The organism is Flavonifractor sp. An100 (genome assembly GCF_002161175.1).
In the GTDB taxonomy this organism is placed as follows: Bacteria; Bacillota; Clostridia; order Oscillospirales; family Oscillospiraceae; genus Lawsonibacter.
In genome coordinates, this window is sequence record NZ_NFMA01000005.1 from 23,052 (window position 1) to 49,588 (window position 26,537).

The window sequence follows — 26,537 nt, forward strand, 5'->3', positions numbered from 1 at the left end:
AGGGATTAGAGTCTGCCTAAGAAGGTCCCTGATTTGAATATACCGATCAAACGTGGTATAATATCTAAAAAATTCTCTGGAAGGAGAAAGGGATTGCTCCGGTGCTTCTCTTAGTTTTGGTCAACAAAATAAAAATTTTGTTGACCTGAGTGGAGGCGGATGGGCTTGAGTTCCCCGAATTTGTATGGATTATCGTTTAGAAGCGCCTGCGCTGATTCGAGATTTTCTGGTCTATCATGAGACGATTCAAGGACATTCCAAGCGTACTGTGGATGAATATTATTTGGATCTCCGCAGTTTTTTCCGATTTTTGAAATGGGACAAACAGTTGGTATCCAAAACAGAATCTATGGATTCCATTTCCATTGCAGATGTTGATATTTCTTTAGCTGCCAGTGTGACGATCACCGATGTCTACAGCTATATGAATTATTTGACCCGTGACCGTGGCCTGAATGCCGCTTCTAGGGCTAGAAAAGTTGCTACAATCCGTTCATTCTATAAATACTTAACCAATAAAGCAAAGTTGTTGGATCAGAATCCCGTACAGGATCTGGATGCGCCGCGCAGACGAAAATCTCTCCCCAAGTACTTGGATTTGGATGAAAGCATCCATTTGTTAGAGTCAGTTAATGGGAAAAATAGTAGCCGTGATCTGTGTATTTTGACACTTTTCCTGAATTGTGGCCTTCGAATTTCGGAGCTTGTTAATCTAAATAAAACGGATGTTCGGGGAGAGCAACTACGTGTCCTGGGAAAAGGAAATAAAGAACGAATCCTCTATTTAAACGAGGCGTGTCAGCGTGCCATTCAAAACTGGATGACAGAACGGGATGCTATGACATTAGTGGATCAAAATGCCCTGTTTGTAACCCTGCAAAACCGAACTCGCATTACCAGAGCTGCGGTGCATAAATTGGTCAAGAAGCATTTGGCGGCTGCTGGATTGGATACCACTCAGTATTCCTCTCATAAATTGCGGCACACGGCAGCTACCCTGATGCTTCAAAATGGTGTAGACGTTCGTACATTGCAGGAGGTTTTGGGGCACGATCATTTAAATACGACCCAAATTTATACCCATGTTGATAATGAAGATTTGCGTACAGCTGCCCGAGCGAATCCTTTGGGCCGGCTGAAAATTGATCCGGAGAAGCAAAAGGAAGGTTGATCAAAATGTATCTATTGATTTTTATTTTAGTTATGATTACGCCCCTGGCCCTGTTGACAATTGGGTTACATTGGCGTAACCACCCGCCAAAGCGGCAAGGTACATGGTTGGCATATCGAACAGAGCTTTCAAGTAAAAATGATGAGACCTGGGCGTTTGCCCATAGACATCTGTCCAAGCTATGGATTCGTGTGGGGTTAATCTTAATGGTCTTGTCAGCTTTTTTAATGGTGATGTGGCGTGAAAATTATTTGGACTTCTTTCTGTGGATCATCGGAGGCCAAATGCTTTTGCTTTGCATCACAGCACTCTTAATTGAAAGTCTGTTAAAGGCTACCTTTGAATCCTGATTTCTTGAAAAGGGAACCGGAGCTGGCAGATTCCTTCCAGCTCCGGTTCTCTTTCTCCCCTGCCCTATTTATGAATCCAAATTGGAATTAAAACCAGGTGGATATGCCCCTAAAATATGTAAAAATCGAATTTCTTGAAAGGAATAGGTATCCAATGGTCGAAAATCCGAATCCACGCTATGAGCCGCGACTAAGATATTGTTTAAGTTGGGAGGGTCTCCCATCTCAACAATAATAGGTGTGTGGCCAAATTCGCTGTCTTCAAATCGAAGTTGAACAAAGTCTCCGGGCATTACCTGGTTCATAGACGATTCCAGGCCAAAGGGACCTGCGTTTTTTACTTCTCTGGTGATAAAATTATAAAAGTACGGGACGCCAGTCCAGGCAGGGGCTTTGTCGTTGGAACTGATATAGTACCATCCAAAGGTTGGCGTATAATTCATGATTCCTGTACCAGCATATAGGCACTGAGAGGCAAAATTAGTACAGTCCCCCCCTATTTCCTCGTAATCAAAAAAGCGGGGATTACGTTCAAAGGCCCAACAGTGGGCATAGCGGATAGCTGCTTGTCGATTATAGGGAATGATATTGGGCATTTCACTGCCTCCCTTCCGTTTCTGTAATTATTCTATGTGAGAAGGGAGAAATAAAGTCCTAAAAAAGGGTGTATACCGCCGAAAGACGGTATACACCCTTTGATGAATGGAAACGGAAAAGAGGATCAGGCTTTTCCGTCGCAGCCCAGAACATTGATGAGCTTGTGCTTGACCAATTCCTTGATGGCGGCACGAGCGGGCTTCAGGTACTGGCGGGGATCAAAGTCAGAAGGATGCTCAGCAAAATACTGACGAATAGTGCCGGTCATAGCCAGACGCAGATCGGAGTCAATGTTGATCTTACAAACAGCGCCCCGAGCGGCCTGACGCAGCTGCTCCTCAGGAATGCCAACAGCGTCGGGCATCTTACCGCCGTTATCGTTAATCATCTTCACAAACTGCTGAGGAACGGAAGAAGATCCATGGAGAACGATGGGGAAGCCGGGCAGGCGCTTAACGACCTCATCCAAAATATCGAAGCGCAGCGGAGGGGGAACCAGCTCACCCTTCTCATTGCGGGTGCACTGAGCAGCGGTGAACTTGTAAGCGCCGTGGCTGGTGCCAATGGCGATAGCCAAAGAGTCACAGCCGGTCTTGGTGACGAACTCCTCTACCTCTTCCGGGCGAGTATAATGGGAGTCAGCAGCGGAGACATTAACCTCGTCCTCTACGCCAGCCAGAGCGCCCAGCTCAGCTTCGACGACGACACCGTGATCATGGGCATACTCCACGACCTTTTTCGTGATTTCGATATTCTCTGCAAAGGGCTTAGAGGAGGCATCGATCATAACGGAGGTAAAGCCGCCGTCAATGCAGCTCTTGCAGGTCTCAAAGCTGTCGCCGTGATCCAGATGCAGACAGATGGGAAGGCCAGTTTCAATAATGGCAGCCTCTACCAGCTTAACCAGGTACGTGTGGTTGGCATAAGCACGGGCGCCCTTGGAGACCTGGAGGATCAGGGGAGCATTGACTTCCTTGGCAGCCTCTGTGATGCCCTGGACGATCTCCATATTGTTCACGTTGAAAGCGCCGATTGCGTAGCCGCCATCATAGGCCTTCTTGAACATTTCCTTAGTAGTGACCAATGGCATAATTACCATCTCCTTTTCAATTTTGGCAATTCTTATTGTACCATTAATGGTTGATAAATACAAGGGTTTGTGGTATTCTTTGAAAGAGAAAATGTTTGTTAAATCGGTTTTTCAATTATCTAAAACGTTTAAGGAGGAAGCAAATATGGAGAAATTGACTGGCGCCTGCATTATTGGCCAGTCTGGTGGCCCCACTGCTGTCATTAACGCCAGCGCTCAGGGTGTGATTCAGACTGCTTTGAAGGCTGATTGCATTACGCGGGTTTTGGGAGCCGCCCACGGAATTAAGGGTGTTTTGGAGGACAAGCTGTATGATATGTCCCAGGAAGACCCTGCCGAGCTGGATCTTCTGAAGTATACCCCCTCCTCTGCCCTGGGCTCCTGCCGCTATAAGCTGGCTGATCCTGATAAGGATGATACGGATTATCAGCGGATTTTGGAGATTTTTAAGAAGTACAATGTGCGGTATTTCTTCTATAACGGTGGCAACGACTCCATGGATACCTGCAATAAAATTTCCAAGTATATGCAAAAGGTGGGCTATGACTGCCGGATCATGGGTGTGCCTAAGACCATTGACAACGATTTGAATGGCACGGACCACTGCCCTGGCTTTGCTTCTGCGGCAAAGTATATTGCTACCTCCTGCGCCGAAGTGTGGCAGGATGCCCACGTGTATGATACCGGCATGATTACCATTATTGAGATCATGGGCCGTCATGCTGGCTGGTTGGCAGGTTCTGCCGCTCTGGCTTCTCTGACCGGTTGTGGTCCTGATTTGGTCTACCTGCCGGAGACAAACTTTGACATGGATCAGTTCTTGGCTGATGTAAAGGAAATTTATGAGAAGACCGGCAAGTGCATGGTTGCGGTGTCGGAAGGCATCCATTATGCGGACGGTACGTTTGTTTCCGAGGCTAAGACTTCTGCCACCGATGGTTTCGGACATGCTCAGTTGGGTGGTCTGGCGGCTCTGTTGGCCGATACAGTGAAGCAGGCTACCGGTGCCAAGGTCCGTGGCATTGAGTTGTCCTTGCTGCAGCGCTGCGCTTCCCACTCCGCCTCTAAGACGGATATTGAAGAGGCCTGGCAGGCTGGAGCCGCTGCGGTGGAAGCTGCCGTGTCCGGCATCACGGATAAGATGGTGGCCTTTAAGTGCAGCCGTGAGAACGGTTACCAGTGCGAGACTGTGCTGGAGCCCCTGGATATTGTGGCAAACTTTGAGAAAAAGGTTCCCCGTGAGTGGATCAATGCGGCCGGTAACGGTGTGGAGCAGCCCTTCATTGACTATGTCCTGCCGTTAATTCAGGGTGAAGCCAATGCGCCCAAGGAGAATGCTCTCCCCCGCTTTGCTCACCTGAAAAAAGTTCTGACTACTCAGATGTAATCAAACGATGAGAAAAGTCCCGCACACTTTTATGTGTGCGGGACTTTTTTGTTACTCTTTTTCTGTGTTTTGCGCTAAAGCTTTGGTCTGGCCTAAATAGAAGTCGGTATCTTGTGGGAGACCATGCTTTCGAAGCCCTAAGCGGACCAGGCGGTTTACAACGCTGTAAAACATGGCGAATACAGGAACACCCAATACCATGCCGGCAAAGCCGAACAGTCCACCAAAGAGTAAGATGGAAAAGAGAACCCAAAAAGAGGCCAAACCAGTGGAATCTCCAAGAATTTTAGGTCCCAAAATGTTTCCGTCAAACTGCTGGAGAACTAAAATGAAGATAACAAAATAGATACATTGAATGGGACTGACCAAAAGAATCAGAAGTGCGCAGGGAATTGCCCCGATAAAAGGCCCAAAGAATGGAATAATATTGGTAACACCGATGATAGTAGCAACCAAAGCAGGATAAGGAAATCGGAACAGATTGCAGCATACCAAGGCAATAATACCGATAATAAGAGAGTCCAAGAGCTTGCCATTGATAAAGCCACTTAGGATTCGGTAAGCATTTCGCGTCTCAGCTACAATCAAGTCCCCTGCCTTGGGAGAAAAAATGCTGTATACAATTTTTTTGCTCTGGGCTGAAAAAATATCCTTTCGAGCTAAAAGATATACCGATACGATCAAAGCGATTAGAAGATCTTTAAATAGCACAAATAGGGAAATTACCAGGGCGGATACATTGGAAACCACACCGGTCAGGTTGGGCAAAACGGATTGCCGAATCCATTCAATGGTGGTAGTGATGGATTTTAAATTAGGCAGAATGTCAGATGAGAGCCAATGTTCCAAGGAGGTAGCTGCGGAGGCGTAAAGAGGCATAATAATAGCCTGGATATCTGGATTATCCTCCAAAAAATGTTGCAGCCAGTTTTGAACACTCACAATATAACCAGGAAAGGCATTAACCAGTCCCACAATACTCAAATAGATTTGAGGTAGGGCCATCGCCATCAATAAATAGAGCAAGATAAATGCAAACAGCAAACTGAGAATAATGGCAGTCACATCTAAAAAGCGAATGTTGCGACGGTCCTCTAAGCGGTGATTGGGTGTCATTGCAGTCAGAAAACGAAGAATATGACGGTGGATGGGAAGCAACAGAAAGGCCAGCACCATTCCCATAAAAATGGGGCGTAAGATGCGCGCGATCATAACCAAAAAGGAAGTGACTGTGCTGGCGTGAAAAAACAGGAAAAAGAATAATATGGCTGCTGCAATGACACAAAATGCAGTTACTCCAGCCGCAACATAGGATTTAAACGGACTAGGCTTCATGGCAGATTCTCCTTTTCTGCGCAGGAATCAGACCTTCAGTTCCGTTTCTTTTTCCGTGAGAGCTTCTTGATAACGGTTCAGTACCGGAGCTACACAAGAAGCAAGGAACTCGTCAACCTGTTCCGGGCAGCGGCCAATATAACGGCTGGGCTCCAAATGTGCGGTGAGTTCCTCGCGGCTCATGCCGAACGCAGGATCATCCGCAATCAGGTCAATTAGATTATTTGTAAGGCCAAGATCCTTTACATTCTTTCCGGCCTCTAAGGAATGGACGCGAATCCGTTCATGGAGCTCCTGACGGTTCCCTCCCCGCTTCACTGCGTCCATCATAATGTTTTCGCTAGCCATAAAGGGCAGCTCTTCCAAAACATGCTTTTCAATCACCTTGGGGTGTACAATAAGACCGGAGGCCACATTCAAATAGATGTTCAAAATGGCATCCACAGCAAGAAATGCTTCCGGAATGGAAATACGTTTATTTGCGGAGTCATCCAAGGTGCGCTCAAACCATTGGGTAGCTGTAGTGACAGCTGGGTTGCCCACATCCACCATCACATAGCGGGCCAGAGAACAGATGCGCTCACAACGCATGGGATTACGCTTATAGGGCATAGCGGAGGAACCGATCTGATTCTTCTCAAAGGGCTCCTCCACTTCCTTTAAATGACACAACAGGCGCATATCCGTGGCAAATTTGCTGGCGGATTGGGCAATTCCGGACAGGGTGGATACCACCTGATAGTCCATCTTTCTGGAATAGGTCTGTCCACTTACAGGAACAACTCCTGTAAAGCCCATTTCCTTTGCAATTTTTTCTTCCAGAGCCTTAACCTTTTCGTGGTCTCCTTCAAACAGTTCCAAAAAAGAGGCCTGCGTACCTGTGGTTCCTTTGGAACCCAGGAGCTTTAATGTGGAGATTCGATATTCTACCTCCTCCAGATCCATGAGAAGCTCGTTAATCCACAGGGTGGCCCGCTTCCCTACCGTGACAAGCTGGGCAGCCTGGAAGTGGGTAAAGCCCAGAGTGGGCAGTGCCTTGTACTCCTGAGCAAATTTTGACAGCTTAGCAATTACCTGAACCAGCTTTGTCCGAACCAGCTCCAGGCCTTCCCGCATTAGAATTACGTCGGTATTATCCCCCACATAGCAGCTGGTGGCCCCTAAGTGGATGATCGGCATAGCCTTTGGACACAATTCTCCATACGTATGCACATGGGCCATAACATCATGGCGCAGCTTTTTCTCCCACTGGGCTGCTTTCTCATAATCAATATCAGTAATGTGAGCCTCTAATTCGTCCACCTGCTCCTGTGTTACCGGGAGGCCCAGTTCCATTTCTGCTCGGGCCAAAGCTACCCACAGTCTGCGCCAAGTAGAGAACTTTTTGTCCGCAGAGAATAAATAGAGCATCTCATCACTGGCATAGCGGGAAGACAACGGGCTCTCATATGTGTTTGTTGCCATAGTTTTCCTACCTCTTCTTTTCCAGAATCTCTTGGCAAAATGGATAAGGTCTCTCCCCTATCGCCCTTGCCCAAATCTATATTCCTTTTTATTATACCTGACGAATGAAAATGATACCACCCCTTTCCAAAATTTTTGCAAAAATTTAGCTTCTCATAACAGATTTTGACAATCCAAGACGAAAAAATGTCACCTCCTGTTTCCAGGAGGTGACATAAATGAAACAGTGATTACACAGCCTGGCCAGCCAGGAACTTTTCCAGACGATCCAGACCTTCCTTGATATTTTCCATGGAAGTGGCATAGGACCAACGGACAAAATTGGGGGCGGCGAAGCCGGTGCCGGGGACGACAGCGACCTTGCCATACTTCAGGAACAGGTTGCCGAAATCGTCAGCATCGCGAATGACGGTACCGAACATCTCTTTGCCGATTAGCTTCTCGATGTTCATCATCACATAGAAAGCGCCTTCCGGCTTAATGCAGCTGACACCTTCAATCTGGTTCATCCGCTCAACCATATAGTTGCGCCGTTCCTCAAAGGCGACACGCATTGCCTCAATGGAATCCTGACTGGCGGACAGAGCCACTGAGGAGGCCTTTTGGGAAATGGTGCAGGGAGAACCGGTGGAATGGCTGAGGAAATTAGCAATTACCTTGGCGATTTTGGGATTGGCAGCGACATAACCAATACGCCAGCCAGTCATAGCGTAGGACTTAGATACGCCATTGATCAATAAGGTGCGCTCCTTGATCTCCTCGCCCAGAGAAGGAAGGCTGACAAATTCCTTGTTATCATATACCAAGCGGTAGTAGATCTCATCAGAGATCACGTAGATATCCTTTTCCACGCAGATGTTTGCCAGAGCCTGGAGCTCCTCCCGGCTATACATCATGCCAGTGGGGTTGGAGGGATTGTTCAAAATCATGCATTTGGTTTTGGGAGTAATGGCAGCAGCCAGCTTTTCAGGCGTGATTTTGAACTGTTCGGCCTCGGAAGCGTTTACCACTACGGGAACGCCGCCCACCATGCGGATGAGTTCAATGTAGCTCACCCAATAAGGAGCAGGAAGAATCACCTCATCGCCGGGGTTGACCAGAGCACGCAGAGCCACGTAAACACAGGGCTTTGCACCGTTAGAAACGGCTACCTGAGTGTGTTCATATTCGACCCCACAGTCCTCCTTCAGACGCTGGCAGATGGCCTTACGCAGCTCAATGGTGCCGGCAGCAGGCGTATATTTTGTCTCATTATTTTTAATGGCATGAATACCAGCTTCTTTAATGTAATCGGGGGTGGGAAAGTCGGGCTCCCCTGCACCAAACCCAATCACGTTTAGGCCTTCCGCCTTCATCTGCTTGAACATGGAGTCAATGGCCATAGTGGTAGAGGGCTCCACTGCCAGGGCAATTTGAGATAACTCTTTCATCTTGAATTCCTCCTGTACCAAAATAGTAGGGGCACATCTTGCAAGATATCATGCAATTATTATACCAAATGACCCTAAATATGCAATATAACTTGCAGAAGTTGTGACACATTTTTGGGGCAACTCCAATTTGTTGGTGTTACCTGGAATATTATACTCACCAACTTGCAAAAAAGCAAGTAGAAATTAAAAAAAACTGGAAATTATGAAATTTTAATGAGCTGGTCCATTCAAAACAAAGCAGTTATTTTAAACAAAAATCATCCCCACACCAGATTTGGGGTGGGGATGATAAGTTTATTTTAATTTGCTGCGAATTAACTCCCCCATTTGGATGGTTCCGATAGCAGGTTCTCCGGGGCCGGCGATATCTGCTGTCCTCCAGCCCTCGTTAAGAACAGCATCCACAGCCTGTTCAATGGCGTCAGCCTCAGCAGCAAGCTGGAAGGAATAACGGAACATCATAGCCACCGACAAGATAGTAGCTATGGGATTCGCCTTATCCTGGCCGGCAATATCTGGTGCTGAGCCGTGGATGGGTTCATAGAGTCCAGGTGCCTGATCACCAATGGAAGCAGATGGAAGCAGACCGATTGAACCGGTGATCATGGATGCCTCATCGGACAGAATGTCACCGAACATGTTTTCGGTCACCACCACATCGAACTGTCCGGGATCCCGAACCAGCTGCATGGCAGCATTGTCCACCAATACATCTTCATAGGCCACATCAGAATATTCCTCTGCTAAGCGGTGCATTACCTGGCGCCACAGACGGGAAGTTTCCAGCACATTGGCTTTATCCACGCTGGCGAGTTTGCCACGACGGAGCCGGGCCAGTTCAAAGGCGCGGCGGCCAATCCGTTCAATCTCCAGCTCGGAGTAGGCCATCCGGTCAGAGGCCTCCTCTCCTCGATCTTCTGTTTGATACCGCTCCCGCTTGCCGAAGTAGATGCCTCCGGTGAGCTCACGGACAATCATCAGGTCAATGCCCCGGTCTGCGGTCTCCTTTTTCAGAGGACAGGCTTGGGATAATGCGGGACGCAGGGCTGCGGGGCGAAGATTTGCGTACAGGCCCAGGTCCTTTCGGATAGATAGAAGAGCAGTTTCCGGACGTTTTTCCGGCTGTGTGGCGTGTCCCCACTTGGGTCCGCCTACCGCGCCCAGCAAAACAGCGTCACAGGCCTTACACTTCTCTGCTGTGCCGTCAGGATAGGAGGTTCCAACTGCATCAATCGCGCATCCTCCCATTAAAATATCTACAAATTCAAACTGGTGTCCAAACCGTTTCCCGATGGTTTCCATCACCTTGACGGCCTCGCCAACCACCTCGGGACCGATTCCGTCGCCCCGAATCAATGCAATTTTAAATGTCATTTTGCCACACCTCTGGCTTTGAGAGAATTGAGCAGTCCCCCACTCTGGATGATCCGGTCAATAAATTCCGGGAAAGGAGCAGCCTGGTAGGTCTTCCCTGTCGTCACATCTGTAATCAGTCCGGCGGAGAAATCTACCTCCACCTGATCCCCGGCCTGGATTTCCTCCGCAGCCTGGGCGCACTCTACGATGGGCAAACCAATGTTGATGGAATTGCGATAAAAAATACGGGCAAAAGAAGGTGCAATCACGCATTTGATCCCGCAGGACTTAATGGCCAGAGGAGCGTGCTCACGACTGGAGCCGCATCCAAAGTTGGGTCCAGCTACGATGATGTCTCCTGCTTCGACCGTAGAGGAGAAATCGGCATCAATGTCCTCCATGCAATGGGAGGCCAGAGCGGCAGGAGAAGGGTCGTTAAGGTGCCGGGCGGGGATAATAACATCGGTGTCAACGTTGGCTCCGTATTTATAAACTTTCATATTTTCCAGTCCTTTCCTATGGATCTCACCCAATGCTGATCAAAGGGCTCTGGGATCGGCTACGCAGCCCATAACCGCGCTGGCGGCTGCTACATCGGGGCTGGCCAAAATCACTTCCGAGGTGACATGTCCCATACGTCCCACAAAGTTTCGATTGGTGGTGGAGACAGTGCGCTCCCCCTCTGCCATAACGCCCATATGTCCGCCCAGGCAGGGACCGCAGGTGGGCGTAGAGACAGCCGCGCCGGCCTGGATAAAGGTCTGGATCAGTCCCTCCTCTATGGCCTGGAGAACGATATCCTGGGTGGCCGGAATAATAATGCAGCGCACATGATCGGCTACCTTTCTTCCCTTCAAAATGGCAGCTGCCGCCCGCAGGTCGCTGATGCGTCCATTGGTGCAAGAACCGATTACAACCTGGTCGATGGGTAGGCCAGCCACTTCGCTGACCACCTTGGTATTCTCTGGGAGGTGAGGCATGGCAACGGTAGGCTGCAGCTGGTCCAGGTCGATGACGATCTCACTGTCATACTGAGCATCCTCATCGGCAGAGAAGGCTTCGCAGGGCCGGTTGACCCGGCCGTTAATGTACTCCATGGTCTTTTCATCCACAGGGAAAATTCCATTTTTTCCGCCTGCTTCAATGGCCATATTGGAAATGGTAAACCGGTCGTCCATGGACAAAGAGGCGACACCCTCACCGGTAAACTCCAAAGACTTATACAAAGCGCCATCCACGCCAATGGCTCCAATCAGGTGAAGAATCACGTCCTTGCCGCTTACATGGGGCTGCAGCTTTCCCTTTAAAACTACCTTGATGGCAGAGGGCACCTTAAACCACAACAGTCCAGTGGCCATTGCGGCGGCCATGTCGGTCGAGCCAATTCCGGTGGAAAAGGCCCCCAGAGCGCCATAAGTGCAGGTATGAGAATCTGCCCCAACAACCACTTCTCCTGGGGCACACAGACCCTTTTCCGGAATCAGAGCGTGCTCTACACCCATGTGGCCCACATCAAAGAAATTAACAAGCTGATGCTTTCGGGCAAAATTCCGGGCCTGCTGGCACAGCTGAGCGGATTTAATATCCTTGCAGGGAGTGTAGTGGTCCAAAACGATGGAAATTTTCGTCCGGTCAAAGACCTGAGTAAAGCCGGCCTTTTCAAACTCTGTGATGGCCACAGGGGTGGTAATATCGTTTCCAAGCACCATATCTACCCTGGCCTCAATGAGCTGACCGGGCTCTACCCTGTTTACTCCGGCTGCCTTGGCCAGGATCTTTTGTGTCATGGTCATTCCCATACAAATTCCTCCTTAAACTGCTTATCGGATGTACTTAGTATGACAGGTTACTTGCAAAAAGAATGTAAACTATGTTATAATTATAAAGATTTTTGGAGGTGTTTTCATGGAGTCCCTTTCTCATAACAGCATGGGCCTGCCCGCCCAGATCTGGCAGCCCTTTGCCGAGCACCGGGCTGCAATCCGCTGCCCGGCTGGATTTTTGATTTACCTCCAGGGCACAGAGGCTACCTGTTTTTACTATTTAAAAGAGGGCCGTGTGAAAAGCTATATCCAATCGGAGAATGGCGGGGAGCGCGTTTTGAATATCTATGGCCCGGGAAGCCTGTTCGGAGAGGCGTCCTTTTTGGATGAACTTCCCCGGGTCTCGTCTGCGATGGCCCTTACCCCCTGTCAATTGGTTCCCATTGACCGGGAACTGGTGACACAAGAAATTGCGCGAGACCCTAAGCTGGCGCTGGCCATGCTGAAATATCTGGCCCGCACAGTTCGGCTACTGTCCGGACAAGTGGATCAAATGGCTTTCCGCCCGGCGAAATGGCGCGTTGCCCGTTATTTGCTGACGCTGGCCGATTCTCAAGGCACTGTGCTGTGTACGCAGGATGATGTTGCAGCCTCAGTGTCTGTCAGCCGGGTTACGGTGAGTCGGATTTTGAATAGATTGGCTCGGGATGGTGTGCTGCAGCTTGGTTACCGCAGCGTACAGCTTTTAAAGCCGGAACAATTGGAACAAATTTGTTTTAGTGAGAGTAGTGAGGAATAAAAAAACCGCTTGGTCCTCTTTCAGGGACCAAGCGGTTTTTTATTGGTTATTTGGAAACTGGCGTTTGCTGTAGAGCGACTGCCCGACTCAAAGCTGCATCAATATTTGGCTGAAAATTTTCCGCTCCTGCCCGTTGCAGAAGACCGGATTTTGAAAAGACAGACATAGGCTGCTGATTCACATGGGAGAACACCACATCAATCCCTTGCCGCTGGCACTCCTCCCATAGACGGGTCAGCCCATTTAAGGCGGTAATGTCCAGGGCGGGCACTGCGCGCATACGAAGGATCAGAACTGTTTTTTCCGTCTCGCGATCCATGTGAGGGATTTTGTCCGCTGCACCAAAAAACATGGGGCCTGTAATTTCATATACCATGACATGGGGAGGAACGGGCTTCAGACGCCCTTGGCTGTCTGTCGTATCCTCTACATAGTCCCACTCTTTGATTACGGCCACATCTGCCATCCGCTTCATAAATAACAAACAGGCCAAAGTGAGCCCTACCGCAATGGCAACCACCAGATCGAAGGCGACGGTCAAAACAAAGGTAGTAATAAGGACAGCAGTATCGCTTTTGGGCGAATGCTGGATGACACTGACCACCGTTCTCCAGCCGCTCATATTGTAGGCTACCTGAAAGAGAATGGCGGCAATACAGGGCATGGGGATTAACGCGGCATAAGGCATCAGCAGGACTAAGACCAAAAGAAGTACAACGGAATGAACCATACCGGCAACGGGAGAGGTACCGCCATTTTTGATGTTGGCGGCTGTGCGGGCGATGGCACCCGTGGCAGGGATACCACCAAATAGAGCGGAAGCGGCATTGCCAGCACCTTGAGCAATAAGTTCCATATTGGAGTTATGGCGTGCCCCGATCATTTCATCGGCCACAACAGCGGACAAAAGGGATTCAATGGCCGCTAAAATGGCGATGGTGCAGGCGTCAGGCAAAACAGCAGCCACTGTCCCGTATGTGATGGAAGGCATGTGAAATGTGGGGATATCCCCTGAAATTGTATACAGATCGCCGATGGTGTTAACTGGAAGGTTAAATAACTTTACAGCAGCTGCTGTGACAATGACTGCAATGAGAGAGGCGGGAATACGAGCAAAAACTCTGGGCCACAGAATCAGGATGACCAAAGCCAGACAACCAATCCCCAGTGCAGCCGGGTTTAACGTATAAATGCAGGCTGCCACCTGCTCCATTTTTTCCACCGTCTCGACTGGAGAAGTCTGAAAGGTCAGGCCCAGGAAGTCTTTTATTTGTCCAATCAGTATAGTAACGGCGATGCCAGCGGTGAATCCAGTGGTAATGGTGTAGGGAATATATTTAATCATACTGCCCATGCGGAGCAGTCCCATGATCACCAGCAAAATTCCCGCCAGAATTGTGGCGACTGCCAGACCGTCCATCCCGTTTCTGGCTACAATACCAGCAACAATAGTGGCAAAGGCCGCAGTGGGACCGGCAATTTGGACCTTACTTCCTCCTAGGGCAGAAATGACAAAGCCCGCCACAATGGCGGTATACAGGCCCTGTTCCGGAGTGACGCCGGAGGCCAGGGCCAGGGCGATGGACAGGGGCAGCGCGATGATGGCAACGATGACACCGGAAATCAGATCTTTCATGAATGCCTGCTTGCTGTATTCGCGTAGAGATAGTAGGAGCTGTGGCTTAAGTTCTCCCATGACAAAACCTCCTTTTTTACACACAGGCTCCATCATATCGGATTGCTTGGGAGATTGCAATACATTTTCCAGTTTTTTGGATGAGAAATGGCATAAGCTGCGCACACAACCGTGAGCAATTCCATAGAATGAGAAAAACGGAGGTATTGCTATGCCAATTATTTATTTGTCTCCCTCTACACAGGAAAATAATTACTTTGTCACTGGGGGCACAGAAGAGCAGTATATGAATTTGCTGGCGGATAAAATGGTGCCCTATTTGGATGCTTCCGGCATCCGCTATGTACGAAATACGCCGAATATGACCGCTGTCTCTTCCATCGCTGCGTCCAATGCCGGAAACTACGATCTACATCTGGCTCTGCACTCGAACGCCGCACCAGAGGGGAAATATGGAACTGCAAGGGGATCCATTGTTTTTTATTATCCTGGCAGTACCCAGGGACAAAAAGCGGCTCAAATCATTGCAGATGGGCTGAAGGCCATTTATCCCAACCCAAACCGAGTTCGGGCAGAAGGGACGACCGCCATTGGAGAGGTGCGCCGGGTTCGGGCTCCGTCTGTATTTCTAGAGCTGGCATTCCATGATAATGTGGAAGACGCCAACTGGATTAAAAATAATTTGGACCTCATTGCTCGCAATTTGGTGCTCTCTCTTACAGAATACTTTGATATCCCGTTTTTTGAGCGGGAAGAAAACCTCTCCGGAATGGTGGATGTCTCCTGGGGAGTGCTGAATATTCGTGCACGTCCAAACTCGGATGCGGCGATCCTTTCCCAGGCGCCTGACGGGGCTGAGCTGAATATTATCAACCGCACAGATGAATGGTATCTGGTAAATTACAACGGCACTATTGGGTACGCCAAAAGCGATTTTATTACGCTGCAATAATGCGCTCCATGGAAGGAGGGGGTTCATATGTTGATCCATGTGGTACGGCCGGGCGATACGATGTATTCGGTTGCCCTTCAGTACGGAGTACCGATGTCGCAATTGATTCAGGACAATCAGCTTCCCGACCCATCGCGTTTGGTGGTAGGTCAAACGCTGGTAATTCAATATCCTAAGAAAACCTATACGGTCTGTTCTGGTGATACGCTTACCTCTATTGCGAAAGCCAATGGCACAACTGTGCGTAGTCTAATGCAAAATAACTCCTGGCTACAGGGCAACGATCTTATTTTTCCGGGACAGAGGTTGGTAATCTCGTACCAGCAGGAAAAACAAGGAACAATTTCAGTCAATGGGTATGCGTATCCCAATATTGACAGCCGCCTGCTCCGCTCCTCTCTCCCCTACTTGACGGATCTAACGCCATTTACCTATACCTTTACACCTCAGGGGGCTTTGGTGTCACTGCAGGATCAAACGATGGTAGATGCTGCCTTACAGACAGCTGTTCAGCCGTTGCTGCATCTGTCCACCTTTTCTGATGAGCACGGGTTTTCTAGTGAATTGGCTCATATCGTGTTGACGGATCCGGCTGTGCAGTCTGTGTTGGTGGCTGAGCTGTTAGAGCTACTGCCGAAGAAAGGATATCGGGGGCTGGATGTGGATTTTGAGTATCTGTATCCCTCGGACGCACCGTTGTACGCCCAGTTCATCAGCCGGCTGCGAGATACGTTTTCTCCCCTTGGCATCCCGGTAATCGTGGCTCTGGTGCCGAAAGTTTTTGCGGAACAGCCAGGAACCTTATATGAAGGCCATGATTATCAGCTCTTGGGGCAGGCGGCGGACTTCGTACTTCTAATGACCTACGAGTGGGGATATACGGAGGGACCGCCTATGGCGGTAGCTCCAATCCGGAATGTACGTCAGGTACTGGATTATGCAGTGACAGTAATTAAGCCGGAAAAAATTTTCCTGGGGATTCCGAATTATGGGTATGACTGGAAAGTCCCGTTCCGTCAGGGCAGTAAGGCCAAATCAATCTCCAACCCGGAGGCGGTGGAGCTGGCCGCGCGTTCCTACTCTGCCATACGGTTTGATGAAAAAGCACAAGCACCTTGGTTCCGCTATGTGGACGGTTCGGGACAGGAGCATGAGGTTTGGTTTGAAGACGCCAGGAGTATACAGGCCAAGCTGGCTTTGACCCAAGAATACGGCTTGTTTGGGGTAAGTTACTGGAACCTTATGCGGCCATTCCCGCAAAACTGGTTGGTGCTCAATTCTCTATATGAGATTCGGTAAGGGGTTTTAGCCAGATAGGGTGGATTTTTCTCCCTCCTTGTAGTACAATCAGGGGCAGGTTTTTACAAAGGAGGACAGCATATGTCTGTTACAGTTGGAATGAAGGGCCGAGCGGAGGCCATTGTCGGTAATCAAAATACCGCCATCGCAGCTGGTTCGGGTACTCTCCCGGTGTTTGCTACTCCGTGGATGTGCGCACTGATGGAGAAGGCGGCCTGGACTGCGGTGGCTCCTGGATTGGCCCCGGGTGAGAGCACCGTAGGAACAAAACTGAATATTACCCACTCCTCTGCTACCCCCATTGGTTTAAAGGTATGGGCGGAGAGCGAAGTCACTTTGGTAGATGGAAAGAGAATGGAGTTCCGAGTGGCGGCGTTTGACGAGAAGGGACTTATCGGTGAGGGTACCCATGAACGTTTTCTGGTCACCGATGAACGCTTTTTAAGTAAGGCGGAGCGGAAACGGGAGGGCTGAGCGTTGTCGATTGAAAAAGTCCGTGCCTACTTCCGGACGTTGGGGCGGGAGAATGATATTTTGGAGTTTCCTGTCTCCAGTGCTACCGTAGAGCTGGCCGCTCAGGCCGTAGGTGTGATTCCAGCCCGAATTGCCAAAACGCTCTCCTTTCTGGTGGAAGACCAATGCGTTTTAGTGGTGGCGGCGGGGGATGCCAAGGTGGATAACGGAAAATATAAGGCTTATTTTCACACTAAGGCAAAGATGTTGAGTCCGCAGCAAGTTTCAGATCTTACCGGCCATGCTGTGGGTGGCGTGTGTCCCTTTGCGAACCCGGAAGGAGTCCGAACCTATTTGGATGTGTCTTTGCAGCGCTTTGACACGGTATTTCCTGCTGCGGGAAGTTCCAATTCCGCCATCCAACTCACTTGTGAAGAGCTGGAGAAATACTCTGGCTCTCTTGAGTGGATCGATGTCTGTAAGGGATGGGAAGAAAACCCTTGATCTGGAAAACGGTCTGTTTAAAAAAGAAAAACACCAGGCAGATACGCCTGGTGTTTTTTTATGCCCTTGGATGGGCTTTTAAATATACATTTTTGATTTTTTGATTCAGCAATCGGGAATAGATTTGGGTGGAAGAAATATCCGCATGCCCCAGCATTTCCTGAATGGAACGAAGATCGGCCCCGTTTTCCAGCAAGTGAGCGGCGAAGGAGTGACGAAGCGTATGGGGAGTGATGTCCTTTTTAATCCCGGCCCGCTCCTGGTAATACTTAATCAGCTTCCAAAATCCCTGGCGGCTCATTCGTTCTCCGTTCATATTGACAAATAAGGCCGTCTCATCCAGAGAGTCCACCAGCTGCGGGCGGATGTTATGTACATATTCGTTCAGCGCACGAATAGCGGTGGGATAAAGAGGAATGATCCGTTCCTTCCCCTTGCTGTAGCACTTTAAAACCCCGCCTGGAAGGTTGAGATCATCAACGTCCAGCGCGATCAGCTCGCTTACCCGAATCCCCGTGGCATACAATAATTCCAGCATGGCGCGGTCACGATAGCCCTTTAAATCGGTGCATTCCGGCTGCTCTAAAAACAGTTCTACTTCCTTGCTGGTGAGAATCTGGGGGAGTTTTCGCTCCACCTTAGCGGCAGTTACATGCTTGGCCGGGTTCTGGTCCATTTTTCCCAAGGCAATCAGGCAATTATAAAACGCCTTGATGGAGGCAACGGAACGGGTGACCGTTGCAGGAGATTTTCCCTTGTGAAGAAGTCCATGGGAGTACTCCTCCACGTCTTGAGGCAGAACGTCCGCCAGCGGAATATCCCGTTCCTCCATACCAGCTTCAAATTGCCGCAGATCCCTTAAATAGGAGCTGATCGTATTGGCGGAAGCATGCTTTTCAGTTTTCAAATAGTCCTCAAAAATGGACAGCAACTCTGACACGATCCAACTCTCCCAAATCAAGGTTCACAACACAATGTGGGCAGCTGCACGAAGCAAAGAAGGAACAACGAAATATTCAATCCCAACACACAAAAAAGAAAGAAACACACAAAAACAAAGGCGAAGCCAATATGCAGTTGAAAAAGGCAGCGGGCAGCGTGTATCTCCCAGACAACGGCGGAACAGGCAGCGTGAGCTAGACAGGCCCTGAAAACCAGCTAAGAAAAAGGCCGGCCCCCACAGCAGAGCTGGAAGGCCAAACAAGACAAGTGCCGGAATAAAGCCAGTCCACCCAAATATGCGGCAAAAACAACCAACCGAAAAGGAGAAAAAGAAGCCTCTCACACCAAAAAGAACGGGGACCCCGACTATACCCAAGGCGGTCAAACCCAGCAACGAGACGGCCAAAAGGTACTTCAATTGTTCCCAAATCAGATCCCAAAGGGGACGAAAGACAATTCCTTCTCCGGCCAAGGTAAGATAGTCGATCAAATAGTCACTCAACTGCTGCGCATCATCTCCGCCGGCTACACTTGAGAATAGGACTCCTCCAATGCCTCCTAGCAAAAATACGACACTCAACAGAGCAATGCCTGCTCCGCGGCCAATTAGTAGGCCCCATTGTTCCTGTTCTCGTTTTCCCATGGCCGTCACCTCAATACAGCCTATGCTTGGACACGAGAACTTAGACACAAAAAAAGGATATATTTACTATAGACCGAACTGGTCAATTTCGCAAGTCTTTTTCCGGAAATTTTCAATTTTTGTCTATTCTTTGCATATATTATGTAAATTGCGTTATGTAAATTATGGAAACGAAGAGAAATGGCGGAGGCCGCACGTTAGCCTCCACCATACAAAATATCGGGTATTACCTGGGAAAACCACTATATATCGTTGTGAATCATATCAATCGCAAGAATCACAATGATTACAGTCTGTATAATTACAATTTGTATACCTACTCTCCCCTAAGCCAGCTGCAATTGCATTCAAGGCGATGGCACACTCCAGACGTTTGCGTTCCATTTCACAGGCCACTTCGTTGGACTTCGTTATGTCTCCATTGACAAGTAAGTTGGAGGCAGAGCATCCTCCACTGCAGTAAAAGCGGGCCCAGCAGTCCCGGCAAGCAGGACGGGTATAGATGTTTTGCTCTGCGAAGGTTCCGGATATGTTCATATCAAAGGAGCCATCAAACACATTGCCCATTCGATATTCATCCTTCCCTACAAACTGGTGGCAGGGATAGATGTCTCCATCTGGGGTGATGGCCACATATTCGCATCCAGCGCCGCACCCACGCAGCCGTTTAATGACGCAGGGACCTTGGGCCAGGTCCACGTTGAAATGGAAGAAGTTAATATCTTTCCGTCCCATCAGGGCGCGGGCCAGTTTCTCATACTCCTCCTCTACCCTGGGAAGATCCTCCTTTTTGATAGCAAAGGGATCGTCGAGGGGGCCGCTGGCTGGCTCCACGGATACATGGCGGAAGCCTAAAGATGCCAGATGCATGACGTCTTCGGAAAAATCCAAGTTCTCGCGAGTAAAGGTGCCACGGACATAGTAATCCTTTGTGCCACGGCCCGCAACCAGCTTTTGGAACTTGGGAACAATAACCTCATAGCTCCCCTTTCCGTTTATCGTGGGACGCATGTGGTCGTTGACAGCAGGACGGCCGTCCAAAGATAAAACAACATTGGACATTTCTTGGTTGATGTACTCGATGTTCTCATCGTTGAGCAGAACGCCATTGGTTGTAATTGTAAAGCGGAAACACTTGTCATTCTCTTTTTCCAGGGAACGGGCATAGCGGACCGTTTCCTTGACCGTCTCCATAGCCATCAGGGGTTCTCCACCAAAGAAATCCACTTCAATGTTGCGTCGCTTCCCTGACTTAGCTACAACCCAATCAATAGCCTTTTTCGCTGTCTCCACATCCATGGTCATACGGTGCCCAGTTCCAAAATCGCCAGTGGAAGCAAAGCAATACCGGCAGCGCAAATTACAGTCATGGGATACGTGGAGACATAAAGCCTTTACCACGGCCTGCTTTGGCAACTGCATGGCCTTATCCTGGTCGATGTACTCGTCGGTGGTAAATAACAGGCCCTGATCCTGTAGACCCTTTAATTCCTGCCACGCCTCTTCTAGTTCGGAACGATCGTATTGGGAAAGCTGAGCAGCCAGTTGGTCCGGCAGGGATTCTCCCATAGGCCCCTCTACAAGAGACAGCAGGTCATAGCTCAGCTTGTCCAGAACGTGGACTGCCCCGCTGTTGACATCCGCTGCCAGGTATTGTCCCAGTGCGGTGAAGGTATGTACCATCTTCAATGATTCCTTTCTATCACAATTCAGGTGCCTGTAATCAGGTCCCCTGGTTCAACACATGAAAAAGGGCAGGCTAACGCCTACCCTTTTCAATCCTGTAAGCTGAGCTTACTTATTTTCGCACTTCTGGTTAGCAACCGTGCAGGAAGTCTTGCAGGCGGACTGGCAAGAAGTCTGGCACTCGCCGCAGCCGCCCTTGGCAGCGCTGGCCTTCAGAGTGGCGCCGTTGAGAGTCTGAATGTGCTTCATTGGTATCTCCTCCTGATGATCACAGGGTAACCCCCGCAAAAATTTATTTTATTATAGCACAGGTTTTTTCCTATTTCAATCACCTTCTGCGTTTTTTCCGCGTACCGCCTAAAATCCCGGCAATTCCCCCACCGCAGAGGCAGGCGCATAGAATGCCCACTCCTCCCTGTTCGATGGAAGCAGTTTCATAAGCCAGGAAGCCAGCGGTCAGCAGGAGCAGAAACAGGACACCCCCTACGGCCAATCCCACCAAAAGGGGCCGCCGTTTGATCGCCTTTACACTATAAATACCGCCAATTAGGGCCCCCAGTACACAGCAGGCCAGACCAGCGCCCTCCATCCAGCGTTCCCGTAGCAATCCGGTCGAAACCAGGACTGCGCACAGGAAAAGGAATAAAATCGTAGTGATACCGGCAAATACGCCACCCTTTATTAGTTCACACATGGTATTAATCCAAAGGCTTCCAGGATCCTCTTGCCGTCTGTCCCGTTTCTTCATAGTAATACCCTCCCCACAACGGTTTCTATGGAAACCTATGCAGGAAGGGTATTAATCATGTCTGCAGTTAAACTTACTTGCTCTGAGCAGCAGGCTTATTATTCTTGGTGGATACCGCCCACTTGGCAAGCTCAATGCGCACCCGGTCAGCACCGCTCTCAATCACAATGGTGGTCTCCTTCACTGCACAGATGGTGCCGGTGATCCCGCCGATGCTGGTGACCTCATCACCTACGACCAGAGAATTGCGCAGATTTTCCGCATCCTTCTTCCGCTTGTTCTCCGGACGAATCATGAAGAAGTAGAGCATGGCGAACATAAGGATGAGTATGACTAAGCCTTCCAACGTTGTTTCCCTCCAAAAGTCATTTGTCAACTGGACGATACCAGTTAGACGCGTTTCTCCTATTATAGCGGGTTTCCAGAAGGTTGACAATAGTTTTTGTCAAATTCCTCCTAAGATAAGGACTCTTTTATTCCTCCACAGCAGGCCGGTCCAGGCGTCCGGAATATTGGGCGCGGAACGCTTCGAAGGTGCCCTCGTCCAACGCCTGTCGGATTTTAGCCATGAGTTCATTATAAAAATGAAGGTTATGCAAGACAGCCAGGCGCATGGCCAACATTTCTCCCGCCGTAAACAGGTGCCTCAAATAGGCGCGGGAAAACGAAGAACAGGCCGGACAGTGGCAAGTCTCATCAATGGGTCTTGCATCCAATTTATACTTCTCATTTTTCAGGTTAATGGTTCCCTTCCAGGTATAGAGCTTGCCGTGGCGGGCATTTCGGGCCGGCATGACGCAGTCAAAGAAGTCCACCCCTCTGGCAACTGCCTCAATAATGTTGGATGGAGTACCCACCCCCATCAAATAGCGGGGCTTGTCCTTGGGCATGTGGGGTTCCACCGCGTCAATGATATCATACATGACCTGGGTGGGCTCTCCCACTGCCAGACCGCCGATGGCAAAGCCATCACAGGGAAGTTGAGCAATCTGATCCATGTGCCAGGCACGAATATCCGCGTAGGTGCCGCCTTGGTTAATGCCAAAAAGCATCTGGTTTGGATTGACGCAGTCAGGCTGCTGGTTGAGGCGTTGGTGCTCTGCGATGCAGCGCTCCAGCCAGCGGATGGTGCGCTCACAGGACTGCTGCACATATTCCCGCGGGGACGGATTCTCAATGCATTCATCAAAAGCCATGGCAATATCACTGCCCAAATTGGACTGGATTTTCATGGATTCCTCCGGCCCCATAAAAATACGACGGCCATCAATGTGGGAGGCAAAGGTAACCCCTTCCTCTTTGATTTTCCGAAGGCCGGACAGAGAGAAAACCTGAAATCCACCACTGTCAGTCAGCATAGGACCATTCCAGTCCATAAAGCGATGCAGACCGCCCATCTGGCGAACCACCTCATCACCGGGGCGCAGGTGAAGGTGGTAGGTATTGGACAACTCGATCTGGCAGCCAATCTCCTTTAAATCGTGGGCAGATACTGCGCCTTTTATTGCTCCTTGTGTCCCAACATTCATAAAAACAGGGGTTTGGGCCGTGCCATGGGCACAGGTAAACACGCCACGGCGGGCTCTCCCCTCTTGTTTGATTACTTCAAACACAGATAAAGCTCCTTATCGTTTGTTTATTTGAACAACCGTCAAAAAAGTTCCGACTGGTCAGTTCCGTTTAAATAGGCGCCTTTTGCTGGGAAAAGTCGGCAATCAGCATAGCATCCCCAAAGCTGAAGAACCGGTATCGCTCTTGCACAGCTTGGGCATAGGCGGACAGAACATGCTCTCTTCCCGCCAGTGCGGAGACCAGCATGACCAGGGTAGATTGGGGCAGATGGAAGTTGGTAATTAAAGCATCCAATACTTTAAAGCGGTAGCCAGGATGAATAAAGATGCTGGTCCAGCCGGAACGGGCCGTTAGAGTGCCGTCTTCTGCAGCAAAGCTCTCAATGGTGCGGCAGGAGGTGGTTCCGACACAGATGACCCGGCCTCCCTCACGCTTGGTCTGATTGATTTGGTCGGCAGTTTCCTGGGAAATCATGCAGAACTCTGAGTGCATCGTGTGGTCCTGGATATCCTCTGCCTTGACAGGCCGAAAGGTTCCCAGCCCCACATGAAGGGTAACACAACAGACTTTTACTCCCATATCCTGAACCTGCTTTAAAAGTTCCGGAGTAAAGTGAAGCCCGGCAGTTGGCGCTGCGGCAGAGCCTACTACTTTGGAATAGACCGTTTGATACCGCTCATTGTCCTCCAGCTCTGCCTTAATGTAGGGGGGCAAAGGCATTTTGCCCAGCTGTTCCAGAATTTCCAAAAAGATACCTTGGTAATGGAAACGGACCAGACGTTTGCCGTCTTCGATCTCCTCTTCCACGGTTGCGGTGAGCTGTCCCTCTCCAAAAATGACTTGAGCACCGGGATGGAGCTTGCGACCCGGACGTACCAAGCACTCCCATAGGTTGTCTCCCCTGTCCACCAACAGTAAAACCTCACAGGCTCCCCCGGTTGGACGATGACCAATTAGCCGGGCGGGCAGGACTCGGGAATCATTGAGAACCAGGCAATCTCCTGGTCTTAAGAAACGGGGTAGGTCATAAAAGTGCCAATGGCCTGTTTCTCCCGTATATTTGTCCAATGTCATAAGCCGCGAAGAATCCCGGCGCTCCAAAGGAGTTTGGGCAATGAGCTCTTCGGGCAGTTCATAGTCAAAGTCTGAGGTCTTCAAATTCAATTAACGCCTTCCTTATTGTAAAATGAAATCAATCATAAGAATCTACTTTGGTTCCGGGGAAATAAAACTCCACGATTTCCTCTCCCGTAAAGCCCTGACGAGCCATAGCGTTGGCGCCAAACTGGCTCATGCCGATCTGGTGTCCCCAACCACTGCCTTGGAAGGTGTAGGTGCTGCCGGATACAACCACAGTGCCTCCTCCCTGATTGGAACCGCCGCCAGAACCGTTCCCAGAACTGCCGCCACTGGTTTCTTCTGCAGGAGACACGGTTCCGTTGCCGGAGATGGCATAGACCTCATCACCCAGTTTAGATGTGGTTCCTGTTCCAGAGATCGCATAGAGCCCTTCCAAATCGTCAATGGAATCCGTTTTGTTTACAGTATATCCGTTTCCGGAGGAATTTCCACCGAAGATGTTTTCCGATGCGCTGGCAGTTCCCTCTTTGATCGTCTGTCCATTGATGGTAAAGCGGATGGAATTTAAACCAAAGACAGAGCGGATGGTATTCTTAGTTCGTTGTGTGATGGTATTACTCTGGCCGTTTGCATAATAAATCTTCACCTGGATCACATTTCCCAGCTGAGAATAGGTCAGCTCCAAGTGGTCTACTGTGGTATTGGTACCTAGACCGTAGTTCTGTAGGCGCTTTGTCAGCTCACTTGATGTATAGCTTACCGTCCAGGAGGAGTATGGATTCAGGTCATCCACGTAAGACTCGTAGGGGTCCTCTACTCCGCAGAGATAGGGATATTGTTCCATATCAGTTCCCCAGATATAGTAGGCACTCTCACTGGCTCCTCCGTGGCAGGAGGAATAGTATGTTTCTGCTAAGGTATTGTTGTACCAGAGCACTTGGCCAGTTGTCTCCTCCACCGCACGGTCACTGGTCTCACTAGGGCCATAGTTTTCCCGTTTACTGCCCACCCCATAGTAGACCTGACACCAATCAGAGTTACATACATCAAAACCTAGGCTTTTATGATAGTTCAAACGCCTGAGCGCATATGTTCTAGCACAGATGGCCTGGGCTTTCAGGGCTTCCAAGGGCCACTCACGGCCCATTTCATAGCAGACCACGCCCTTTACATAGTCCTCCAGGGGCAAAACATTGACTACTGTGAGGTTGCCGCCTGTCAGACGCTGGTAGGTAAAGCCGCCGCGATACTTAAAACCGGAAAACCAGGTCCGCACATCGTCTGCTCCAGTTACATCAGGCAAAACGGCCAAGGCGGAGGAGGCCCCGTCATCATACTGGAAGAGAATTTGGTCGGTGCCGGTGGCCACCACATTGATTCCGTAGGAGCTAGTACCTACAATGGTCCCTTGCTTCATGGTAGCCAGGGCGCCCTCGGCCCCCTCCTTGCTCTGGTAGGCCCCTACCCGAACCTGGTATTCCCCATCAATCCAAGCCACAAAACCGTCGTACAGTTCAGCATCTGCCGCTGCGTCCTCATAAGTGGCATAGGAACCAGGAATCTGAATGTGATAACAACCGACTACAATGTTGCTGGTAATGGAGTCAGAATAGGTTGTTTTTTCCTGAGCGGAGTCATAGCCGTAGTACATGTTCTGGGTTTTCAACATGGAGATCTGAGTTACTTGTTTGCTGGTGCGTCCCAATTCCACAAAAGTAAGATCACTGGTGTAATAGCCGAAGCGGTAACCGGCACCATATCCAGTATTATTTTCCAGATTGGCACAGCCGAGTTCACCCAGGCTATTATGATTGGAAGAGGAGGCCAGACCCACCCGAATCATCTGATCCTCTGTGCTGCCTGTCCGCGCTGCCCAGACAGTTGGTAGGGATAATGTCGCTGCAAGGAAAACGGCCACAAGCTGCATAAATCTACGTTTCATGATCGGCTCCATTTCTATGATTCTTCTGATACCTTCTATTGACACCCAATGGGAAACATGGTAGGATAATGACAAATTATGCAAGTCAGAGACTGCAACTTGCATCTGCATGCTTGGTCAGGAACAGAGCTCAGCGGCTGCCACCGAAAAGATCAGGAGGAAGCCACATTCTGTTTCGAAATATTTTGTTGGCGGTTGGAGGGATAAAAAACCTACAGTCGACATTATAGTACAAAATCAGCCGCTTGAAAAGCCGCTGATTTATTTTTTCTCTTTGTCTTATCAAGGCAGGGTTGATTCATTCTCTGCTTCGATGGGTCATAGAATAGATTAGA

The 26,537-nt window shown here is 49.6% G+C and carries 26 protein-coding genes; 8 read left to right on the forward strand and 18 right to left on the reverse strand.

The window, feature by feature from the left end; translation table 11 throughout:
• Positions 1 to 184 precede the first annotated feature (184 nt).
• Entirely contained in the window at positions 185 to 1,171 is a 987-nt protein-coding gene (locus B5E43_RS04270; protein ID WP_087393956.1) for a tyrosine recombinase XerC, read from the forward strand.
• 5 nt (positions 1,172 to 1,176) lie between these two features.
• A complete protein-coding gene (locus B5E43_RS04275; protein ID WP_087393958.1) occupies positions 1,177 to 1,521 on the forward strand; it encodes an SdpI family protein in 345 nt (114 codons plus the stop codon).
• A 68-nt stretch (positions 1,522 to 1,589) separates the two neighbouring features.
• Here the strand turns inward: B5E43_RS04275 and B5E43_RS04280 are convergent, their stop codons facing one another.
• Together B5E43_RS04280 and fba are read right to left on the reverse strand one after the other, a co-directional pair.
• Positions 1,590 to 2,117 carry an amidase domain-containing protein gene (locus B5E43_RS04280; RefSeq protein ID WP_087393961.1) on the reverse strand — a complete coding sequence of 176 codons (528 nt, stop codon included), beginning with the start codon at positions 2,115 to 2,117 and terminating at the stop codon, positions 1,590 to 1,592.
• Between the two features lie 125 nt (positions 2,118 to 2,242).
• Positions 2,243 to 3,208 carry a class II fructose-1,6-bisphosphate aldolase gene (gene fba, locus B5E43_RS04285; protein ID WP_087393963.1) on the reverse strand — a complete coding sequence of 322 codons (966 nt, stop codon included), beginning with the start codon at positions 3,206 to 3,208 and terminating at the stop codon, positions 2,243 to 2,245.
• A gap of 145 nt (positions 3,209 to 3,353) precedes the next feature.
• Between fba and B5E43_RS04290 the strand changes: the two genes are divergently transcribed.
• Entirely contained in the window at positions 3,354 to 4,595 is a 1,242-nt protein-coding gene (locus B5E43_RS04290; RefSeq protein WP_087393965.1) for a 6-phosphofructokinase, read from the forward strand.
• 51 nt (positions 4,596 to 4,646) lie between these two features.
• Here B5E43_RS04290 and B5E43_RS04295 read toward each other — a convergent pair whose 3' ends face one another.
• The 6 genes from B5E43_RS04295 to leuC form a co-directional block, all read right to left on the reverse strand.
• A complete protein-coding gene (locus B5E43_RS04295) occupies positions 4,647 to 5,930 on the reverse strand; it encodes an AI-2E family transporter (protein ID WP_087393967.1) in 1,284 nt (427 codons plus the stop codon).
• A gap of 27 nt (positions 5,931 to 5,957) precedes the next feature.
• Entirely contained in the window at positions 5,958 to 7,394 is a 1,437-nt protein-coding gene (purB, locus tag B5E43_RS04300) for an adenylosuccinate lyase (RefSeq protein WP_087393969.1), read from the reverse strand.
• 230 nt (positions 7,395 to 7,624) lie between these two features.
• The gene (locus B5E43_RS04305) at positions 7,625 to 8,824 is read right to left on the reverse strand and encodes a pyridoxal phosphate-dependent aminotransferase (protein WP_087393972.1); all 1,200 of its coding nucleotides are present in this window, start codon (positions 8,822 to 8,824) and stop codon (positions 7,625 to 7,627) included.
• Positions 8,825 to 9,121: 297 nt separating this feature from the next.
• Positions 9,122 to 10,201: a 3-isopropylmalate dehydrogenase gene (leuB, locus tag B5E43_RS04310; protein WP_087393974.1), complete on the reverse strand. Its 1,080-nt coding sequence runs from the start codon at positions 10,199 to 10,201 to the stop codon at positions 9,122 to 9,124.
• Positions 10,198 to 10,683 carry a 3-isopropylmalate dehydratase small subunit gene (locus B5E43_RS04315; RefSeq protein ID WP_087393976.1) on the reverse strand — a complete coding sequence of 162 codons (486 nt, stop codon included), beginning with the start codon at positions 10,681 to 10,683 and terminating at the stop codon, positions 10,198 to 10,200. The genes leuB and B5E43_RS04315 overlap by 4 nt, the downstream gene beginning before the upstream one ends.
• Before the next feature lie 39 nt (positions 10,684 to 10,722).
• On the reverse strand, positions 10,723 to 11,982 hold the full coding sequence (gene leuC, locus B5E43_RS04320) for a 3-isopropylmalate dehydratase large subunit (RefSeq protein WP_087393978.1): 1,260 nt from the start codon (positions 11,980 to 11,982) through the stop codon (positions 10,723 to 10,725).
• 106 nt (positions 11,983 to 12,088) lie between these two features.
• On the opposite strand from leuC, the gene B5E43_RS04325 reads away from it, so the two are divergent.
• Positions 12,089 to 12,745, forward strand: coding sequence for a Crp/Fnr family transcriptional regulator (locus B5E43_RS04325; protein ID WP_087393980.1), 657 nt, complete (start codon positions 12,089 to 12,091; stop codon positions 12,743 to 12,745).
• Positions 12,746 to 12,791: 46 nt separating this feature from the next.
• Here B5E43_RS04325 and B5E43_RS04330 read toward each other — a convergent pair whose 3' ends face one another.
• A complete protein-coding gene (locus B5E43_RS04330) occupies positions 12,792 to 14,441 on the reverse strand; it encodes a SulP family inorganic anion transporter (RefSeq protein ID WP_087393982.1) in 1,650 nt (549 codons plus the stop codon).
• A gap of 151 nt (positions 14,442 to 14,592) precedes the next feature.
• On the opposite strand from B5E43_RS04330, the gene B5E43_RS04335 reads away from it, so the two are divergent.
• From B5E43_RS04335 to B5E43_RS04350, 4 genes are all read left to right on the forward strand, one after another.
• A complete protein-coding gene (locus B5E43_RS04335) occupies positions 14,593 to 15,333 on the forward strand; it encodes an N-acetylmuramoyl-L-alanine amidase (RefSeq protein WP_087393984.1) in 741 nt (246 codons plus the stop codon).
• A gap of 27 nt (positions 15,334 to 15,360) precedes the next feature.
• Positions 15,361 to 16,632: a LysM peptidoglycan-binding domain-containing protein gene (locus tag B5E43_RS04340; protein WP_087393985.1), complete on the forward strand. Its 1,272-nt coding sequence runs from the start codon at positions 15,361 to 15,363 to the stop codon at positions 16,630 to 16,632.
• An 81-nt stretch (positions 16,633 to 16,713) separates the two neighbouring features.
• Positions 16,714 to 17,106: a thioesterase family protein gene (locus B5E43_RS04345; RefSeq protein WP_087393987.1), complete on the forward strand. Its 393-nt coding sequence runs from the start codon at positions 16,714 to 16,716 to the stop codon at positions 17,104 to 17,106.
• 3 nt (positions 17,107 to 17,109) lie between these two features.
• Complete coding sequence (locus B5E43_RS04350) at positions 17,110 to 17,589, forward strand: YbaK/EbsC family protein (protein ID WP_087393989.1); 480 nt, start codon at positions 17,110 to 17,112, stop codon at positions 17,587 to 17,589.
• Between the two features lie 58 nt (positions 17,590 to 17,647).
• Here the strand turns inward: B5E43_RS04350 and xerD are convergent, their stop codons facing one another.
• From xerD to B5E43_RS04395, 9 genes are all read right to left on the reverse strand, one after another.
• Positions 17,648 to 18,529 carry a site-specific tyrosine recombinase XerD gene (xerD, locus tag B5E43_RS04355; RefSeq protein ID WP_087393991.1) on the reverse strand — a complete coding sequence of 294 codons (882 nt, stop codon included), beginning with the start codon at positions 18,527 to 18,529 and terminating at the stop codon, positions 17,648 to 17,650.
• Between the two features lie 24 nt (positions 18,530 to 18,553).
• Entirely contained in the window at positions 18,554 to 19,174 is a 621-nt protein-coding gene (locus B5E43_RS04360; protein ID WP_087393993.1) for a hypothetical protein, read from the reverse strand.
• A gap of 264 nt (positions 19,175 to 19,438) precedes the next feature.
• The gene (gene scfB, locus B5E43_RS04365; RefSeq protein ID WP_087393996.1) at positions 19,439 to 20,857 is read right to left on the reverse strand and encodes a thioether cross-link-forming SCIFF peptide maturase; all 1,419 of its coding nucleotides are present in this window, start codon (positions 20,855 to 20,857) and stop codon (positions 19,439 to 19,441) included.
• A 111-nt stretch (positions 20,858 to 20,968) separates the two neighbouring features.
• Positions 20,969 to 21,109 (reverse strand): six-cysteine ranthipeptide SCIFF, encoded by a 141-nt coding sequence (scfA, locus tag B5E43_RS04370; RefSeq protein WP_087393998.1) that lies wholly within the window; start codon positions 21,107 to 21,109, stop codon positions 20,969 to 20,971.
• 79 nt (positions 21,110 to 21,188) lie between these two features.
• The gene (locus B5E43_RS04375) at positions 21,189 to 21,608 is read right to left on the reverse strand and encodes a TIGR04086 family membrane protein (protein ID WP_242964706.1); all 420 of its coding nucleotides are present in this window, start codon (positions 21,606 to 21,608) and stop codon (positions 21,189 to 21,191) included.
• Between the two features lie 73 nt (positions 21,609 to 21,681).
• Positions 21,682 to 21,954 carry a preprotein translocase subunit YajC gene (gene yajC / locus B5E43_RS04380; RefSeq protein ID WP_242964707.1) on the reverse strand — a complete coding sequence of 91 codons (273 nt, stop codon included), beginning with the start codon at positions 21,952 to 21,954 and terminating at the stop codon, positions 21,682 to 21,684.
• A 127-nt stretch (positions 21,955 to 22,081) separates the two neighbouring features.
• Entirely contained in the window at positions 22,082 to 23,221 is a 1,140-nt protein-coding gene (tgt, locus tag B5E43_RS04385) for a tRNA guanosine(34) transglycosylase Tgt (protein WP_087394000.1), read from the reverse strand.
• A gap of 67 nt (positions 23,222 to 23,288) precedes the next feature.
• Positions 23,289 to 24,338 (reverse strand): tRNA preQ1(34) S-adenosylmethionine ribosyltransferase-isomerase QueA, encoded by a 1,050-nt coding sequence (gene queA / locus B5E43_RS04390; protein ID WP_087394205.1) that lies wholly within the window; start codon positions 24,336 to 24,338, stop codon positions 23,289 to 23,291.
• A gap of 34 nt (positions 24,339 to 24,372) precedes the next feature.
• Positions 24,373 to 26,202 carry a SpoIID/LytB domain-containing protein gene (locus B5E43_RS04395; protein ID WP_242964708.1) on the reverse strand — a complete coding sequence of 610 codons (1,830 nt, stop codon included), beginning with the start codon at positions 26,200 to 26,202 and terminating at the stop codon, positions 24,373 to 24,375.
• Positions 26,203 to 26,537 lie beyond the last annotated feature (335 nt).